The 6,263-nt window shown below is 37.3% G+C and carries 6 protein-coding genes; 4 read left to right on the forward strand and 2 right to left on the reverse strand.

Translation table 11 applies throughout. From position 1 onward, the window contains the following. On the forward strand, positions 1-187 hold a 187-nt coding region (locus NZ519_10835), incomplete at its 5' end, for a hypothetical protein (protein MCS7029245.1). Positions 188-217: 30 nt separating this feature from the next. On the opposite strand, the gene rlmB is transcribed toward NZ519_10835, so the two are convergent. Further along, positions 218-973, reverse strand: coding sequence for a 23S rRNA (guanosine(2251)-2'-O)-methyltransferase RlmB (gene rlmB / locus NZ519_10840; GenBank protein ID MCS7029246.1), 756 nt, complete (start codon positions 971-973; stop codon positions 218-220). A 68-nt stretch (positions 974-1,041) separates the two neighbouring features. On the opposite strand from rlmB, the gene ispE reads away from it, so the two are divergent. Beyond that, positions 1,042-1,872, forward strand: a complete 831-nt coding sequence (ispE, locus tag NZ519_10845) for a 4-(cytidine 5'-diphospho)-2-C-methyl-D-erythritol kinase (GenBank protein MCS7029247.1) — start codon at positions 1,042-1,044, stop codon at positions 1,870-1,872. On the opposite strand, the gene NZ519_10850 is transcribed toward ispE, so the two are convergent. After that, positions 1,862-2,797 (reverse strand): hypothetical protein, encoded by a 936-nt coding sequence (locus NZ519_10850; protein MCS7029248.1) that lies wholly within the window; start codon positions 2,795-2,797, stop codon positions 1,862-1,864. The two genes, ispE and NZ519_10850, sit on opposite strands and share 11 nt — an antisense overlap. Before the next feature lie 118 nt (positions 2,798-2,915). Here NZ519_10850 and NZ519_10855 point away from each other — a divergent pair, with 118 nt between their 5' ends. Further along, positions 2,916-5,090, forward strand: a complete 2,175-nt coding sequence (locus NZ519_10855; protein ID MCS7029249.1) for a S46 family peptidase — start codon at positions 2,916-2,918, stop codon at positions 5,088-5,090. Between the two features lie 111 nt (positions 5,091-5,201). Beyond that, the gene (locus NZ519_10860) at positions 5,202-6,128 is read left to right on the forward strand and encodes a mechanosensitive ion channel family protein (protein MCS7029250.1); all 927 of its coding nucleotides are present in this window, start codon (positions 5,202-5,204) and stop codon (positions 6,126-6,128) included. Positions 6,129-6,263: the final 135 nt, after the last annotated feature.

Genomic DNA, 6,263 nt, shown 5'->3' on the forward strand with positions numbered 1-6,263 from the left:
TTTAAAAATTTTCTACTTATTTGTGGGTCGGGTTTTTTGGGGTGGGGGTCTGGGTCCTGGCGGTTGGGTGGGGGGGGGGGCGCGGCCCCCCCCGCCGCCCCGCGCCGGGCGCCCCCCCCCGACCCTTGCGTTAGCAAGGGGCACGCCCAAAAAAATAAAATTATTTTTCAGAAACAGCACATTTTGAACAAAAAAGCACGGATTGAGATAAAATCAGTCATATATTTTTAAACATTCGTTGCCTAATAGCTTCATACAAAATTATCCCTGCGGCTACACTTACATTTAGAGAAGAAATTTTTCCTTGCATGTAAATTTTAGCTTGTATATCCGAAGCTTGGCAAAGTGCGTTTTGTATCCCTTTACCTTCTGAACCCATAATGATTGCAGTAGGTAGCGTAAAATCAATCTTATACATTTCTATATCTCCTTTTTCAGTACAGGCTACAATCTGTAAACCGCACTCTTTCAAATAAAATAAAGTGTTTTTCAAATTTCTTTCTTTGCACACAGGAAGATACATCAATGCTCCCGCAGAAGTTTTAATCGCAACACTGTTAATTTTTGCACTGTTTTGAATGGGAATTACCAAAGCATCGGCACCTGCACAATAAGCTGTACGAGCAATAGCGCCAAAATTATGCACATCAGTTATACCATCTAAGATAACTACTAACGGCATTTTACCTTTTTCAAAACTTTGTGCAATGATCTCCTCTAAATGGCCGTACTTTATTTCAGATAAATACGCCACAATCCCCTGGTGATTTTGATACCGAGCTTCTTTTTCAATTTTGACCTCAGGCACGCGCTGAATCCATACATTGTGTATCTTAGCTAAGGTAAATACTTTTTCTAAGAGCTCATTTTTTCCTGCTTTATGACTTAGTAAAATTTTATCTATCGTTTTACCTGCTTCAAAGGCTTCAATAATTGGATGATACCCAAAAATAACCTGATTTTTTTCGCCCATTACGCAATTATACATAATAACTACGAAGATGTAGATTGATATGTTATCTTTATCATATCTTTGCTGTAATGATTGTATATCCTACTTGTAAAATCAATATTGGGCTTCGCATTCTTGAAAAACGCCCTGATGGCTACCATAATCTTGAAACGGTGTGCTTTCCAATAGGTTGGACAGATATTTTAGAAATTACGCCTCATTCAGAAATTACATTGATCTGCCAAGGTTTAGATATCCCTGTAAGTGCATCGCAAAACTTATGTGTAAAAGCAGTACAGTGCTTACAGAAAGACTATCCCGAGCAAGTGAAAGGCGCACATATCCATTTATATAAACGTATCCCTATGGGCGCAGGTCTTGGAGGAGGAAGTGCCGATGCTGCTTATACTCTACTAGCCCTCAACCGATTATATAGTCTGAATTTGAGTTTGATAAAACTACAAAAATATGCCGAACAACTAGGTTCAGATGTAGCTTTTTTCTTATATAGAAGTCCTCAATTTTGTTATGAAAAAGGTCAAAAAATGCAATGTATTTCTTTGTCTATTCCTTATCCTATATTGGTAATATATCCTGGTGTACATTCGGACACAAAGTTGGCTTATCAAAATGTGATTTATCAAAATCATAAAGGCAAAAGCTTGTGGTATGATATCAGTAGTTTGCCCGTATCAGAATGGAAAAATTACATTCATAACGATTTTGAGCGTTCTGTGGGTCAGGTCTATCCTCAAATTTTAGAGATTAAAGAAAAAATGTATTACTACCAGGCAATTTATGCTAGCATGAGTGGCAGCGGATCAGCCGTGTATGGGATATTTGCAAATGTAGAAGGCATAAAAAAACTACTTCAAGAAATACCTAAATCGTATCTTTATCATGTTCAGATTAAAAGTTGAAGTGAATAATAGAAGGAGAAAATCCTGCCCCTAAGTTAATGAAAATAGGTCTGTTGTTAATACCTTTTACCTCTAATTCCGATGACTTAAATAAAACCTGATTGTGCTGTACAGTAAGGAATAACCTAAAATCATTTAATTCAAAGGCTAGGCTAAACAAACCTGCATAAAAGCTTTTTAGCCGTTGGTTAAGTGAAAGTTCTTTATCTATTGCCTTTTGTCCCAACAGCATGTAATTGTACGAAGGCACAACTCCTTTCCCTGCATTAGTTTCATATATGAACGTACCTGCTAACCATATCCCCAAAGATATTTTTATGTTTTGGTCATTTTTTTTATTTGCGCTAAACAGCCATTCGCGAGTAAAACCAATCACAGGATTGAGTAAATAAAAACCCTCCGACAAAGTATAGTTTGTTCTAAACGTGCTATCTAATGTATTCCAATACAAACTATCGGATTTAATAGTAAAAGGAGTAGCATTAAACTCAAATAAAAATCCCCATATACCATACTTATCTGTACTTGAGTAGTTTCTTTGCTTTACTCTGTTAAATCTCAAACTGAAATTGTAGTTACTTCCATTCTCAAAGCCAAAAATCTGCTTAGAAACCTCGGGTAAATAAGTTTTTATGTTAAAAGCCGTATCTCTCAAAATAAATGCTTTTTGATAGGCAGGATTATACTTCCCCGTTATGTGAAGCAAATTACCATTCTTTGTAGGGATAGAAGCAATCAAGCCGCCTGAAGCTGCGCTTTTACTTCCACTTTCTTGTAGGTAGTACGTACCATTACCTAGTACATCTATACGAATCTCCTCGTCTTCAATAGATCTTTTTGTGATATTAGCAGGTAAAAATAGTTGTGCGAACAAATGGTAATAGCCTATTACTAGTATAAGCTTAGATAATAGTATTTTTTTCATGGCTCAAAATTAAATAATATAGTCAAAATAATTTGCACATTTTATTCATAAGTCTTATTGCAAGTTTGATATTTTTATTACAATTCTTTTACTTCGCATTTCAATGCAATACGATACCATGTTTAAAAAACCTTTAAGTGTATTTGCAGCGGTTGTTTTTGCTTTTACAGTAAGCTGTAAGGTTGCTTTACCAGTGCCCCCTGATGAAGGGATGTGGCTTCCTGTACTACTAAAAGAGCTCAATGAACAAGATATGAAAAAGCGGGGCTTTAGGCTAAGTGCAGAGGATATTTATAGTGTCAACAAGTCGTCAATGAAAGATGCTGTGGGGCGCTTTGGGGGTGGATGTACTTCAGCTATCATTTCAAATGAAGGGCTTTTGCTTACTAACCACCATTGTGGATACAGCTATATTCAATATTTGAGTTCTATCCAGAACGATTATCTAAAAAATGGCTTTTGGGCAAAAACTAAGAGTGAAGAGCTCCATTGTCCTGGGCTTACCGTTACATTTATCGTAAGCATGGAAAATGTTACCCAAAAAGTATTAGAGAACACTGAAAACATTCAAGACGAATTGCAAAAACAGGTAAAAATCAATCAAAACATAGCTCAAATTGAAAAAGAAGCCGTAAAAGGTACACACTACAAAGCTAGAATATATCCTTTTTATTATGGGGCGGAGTATTATTTGTTCATCACAGAGGTTTTCACTGATATACGATTAGTAGGGGCGCCCCCTGAAAGTATAGGACAATTCGGCGGAGACACTGACAACTGGGAATGGCCCCGCCATGGTGGAGACTTTGCACTATTCCGAATTTACGCTGATGCCGAAAACAAACCTGCGCCTTATAGTCAAACCAATGTGCCCTACAAGCCTAAATACGTATTTCCCATTTCCCTGCAAGGTGTTCAAAAAGGGGATTTTAGTATGGTAATAGGCTTTCCAGGTAAAACTTACGAGTACCTTCCTTCTCAAGATGTAGAAATGAATGTTAAAATGACGAACCCTGCCATCATAAACATACGCCAAGAGCGCTTAAAAATCATCGATCTAGCTATGCGATTGAGCGATACTGTACGCATAAAATACGCTGCTAAATATGCTAACCTCAGTAACGGCTACAAAAAAACTGCAGGGCAACTCAATGGACTTATCCGATTAGAAGCCGTCAAACGTAAGCAAGAATTAGAAGCACAGTTCCAAGCTTGGGCAGATCAACAAGGTGAACCCTACAAAAGTGTATTACCTAACTTTGCAAAACTATACGCTACTCTATCTAAATTAAGCTTAGCTTCTACCTATATCAACGAAGCTCTCTTTGGTATAGAAATACTCAACTACGCAACCAACTTCATAGAGCTGGAGGAAATTGCAAAAAAAGAAAATGCCACAGACCAAGAATTTGAAGAAGCTAAGCGAAGAGTTGCTTCAGGTGTGCATTTACATTTCAAAGATTACGAACCACGTGTAGATAAAAAAGTTATGGAAGCTTTACTCAAAATTTATTTTGAGAACACTACTCCCGCAGAACAGCCCAGCATCTTCGCCGAAATAGAAAAAAAGTACAAAAATAATTTCGCTGAATTTTCTAAACATGTATTTAGCAAATCTTTTATGGTTAGTGAGCAAGAGGTACACAAGTTTTTAGAAAAAGCAAACCGCAAAAACATTCAAAAATTATTAGATGACCCAGCTTACCAAGTAGCAAAATCTATGTGGAATAAATTTTACAAAGAAATTAAGCCTGAATATGACAAGCAAAGTGCAGAAGCCCGTAAACTAAATAAAATCTACATTGAAGGACTGCGCAAAATGCTTCCTGATAAAAAATTTTATCCCGATGCTAATGGTACTCTAAGAGTTACTTTCGGTATTGTTTCAGATTACGAACCCCGAGATGGAGTGCGCTATGAATGGTTTACTACCTTAGATGGCGTAATTGAAAAATCCAAATCTCTTAACCCCGACTATCAAATACCTGAACGTTTAAAAGAACTACACGCTAAAAAAGACTATGGAAGATATGCCAAAAATGGCGTATTACATGTATGCTTTATCGGTACTAATCATACCACAGGGGGCAATTCAGGTAGCCCTGCCTTAAACAAAGATGGACATATCGTAGGAATTAACTTTGATAGAAACTGGGAAGGTACTATGAGCGATATCATGTACGACCCAGCTAAAACGCGTAACATTATGGTAGATATTCGCTACGTGCTTTTTATTATAGACAAATACGCCCAAGCAACCCACCTACTCAACGAAATGAAAATTATTGAATGAACAACCAAAACTTATAAAATTACACTCGCAATTTGTACAAAAAAAGTGTAATTTTGCATAAGGTTAAGGTGGGGTATGCTAATAGATTTGAAAATCCCTTTTGATGAGTTTTTGACTAAGAGTGAACAGTTCAAAATTGCTGCTACGGTTGTAGTAACGGCTGTTTTGTGGTTGTTACGGCGAGTATTATATCGTTTAGTGGTTTCTCCTATAAAAGAAAAAAAGACTAAGTATCAAACTGGCAAAACAATTAACTATGTCATTTCTTTTCTTGGTGTTTTGATAGTAGCAAGGATATGGTTTGACGGTTTTCAATCTATCGCAACCTTTTTAGGACTTTTGTCCGCAGGTTTGGCTATTGCGCTAAAAGACCCTGTTTCTAATTTAGCAGGATGGGTATACATTATTTGGCGCAAACCTTTTGACTTAGGTCATCGGATACAAATAGGCAGTTTTGCAGGTGATGTGATAGATATTAGCATGTTTCAGTTTTCTATAATGGAAATTGGCAACTGGGTAGACGCAGATCAGCATACAGGGCGAGTAATACACATTCCTAATGGCAAAATATTTACCGAACCTTTGGCAAATTACAGTCAAGGCATACAATACATTTGGCATGAAGTACCCGTGCATATTACCTATGAAAGCAATTGGGAAAAGGCAAGAGATATTCTCAAAAATATTGTGATTAAGCACACTGCGCACCACACCAAAGAAGCTGAAAAGCAAGTCGCAGAATCCAGCAAAGAGTATTTACTTATTTCGCTGACCTTAAATCCCAATGTATATGTAAGTGTAGAGGAATATGCAATTCGTTTGACGATGCGATATTTATGCAATCCTCGCAAAAGGCGATCTACTGAACAAACTATGTGGGAAGAAGTTTTGAAAGCTTTTGCTCAATGTCCTGATATTAGTTTAGCTTATCCTACTACTCGTTTTTACAATAATTTACAAGAAGGCAAGCCGCAATTAGGTTACAAACAGCAGTACATTTTTCATAAAGCAGCCAAAGACGGATTTGAGAATTTATAATTTATTTTCATTTTTTGGGCGTGCCCTTGTGGGCGTTTCGCTTGCGCTCATTCCCACAAGGTCGGCGTGCGACGGGCTAAGCTAAAGCTTCGGTGGTTAGCTAACCAAAGCACAGGGCTAAAGCCCCCCCTTAGC

Source organism: Bacteroidia bacterium, assembly GCA_025056095.1.
Classification (GTDB): Bacteria; Bacteroidota; Bacteroidia; order JANWVE01; family JANWVE01; genus JANWVE01.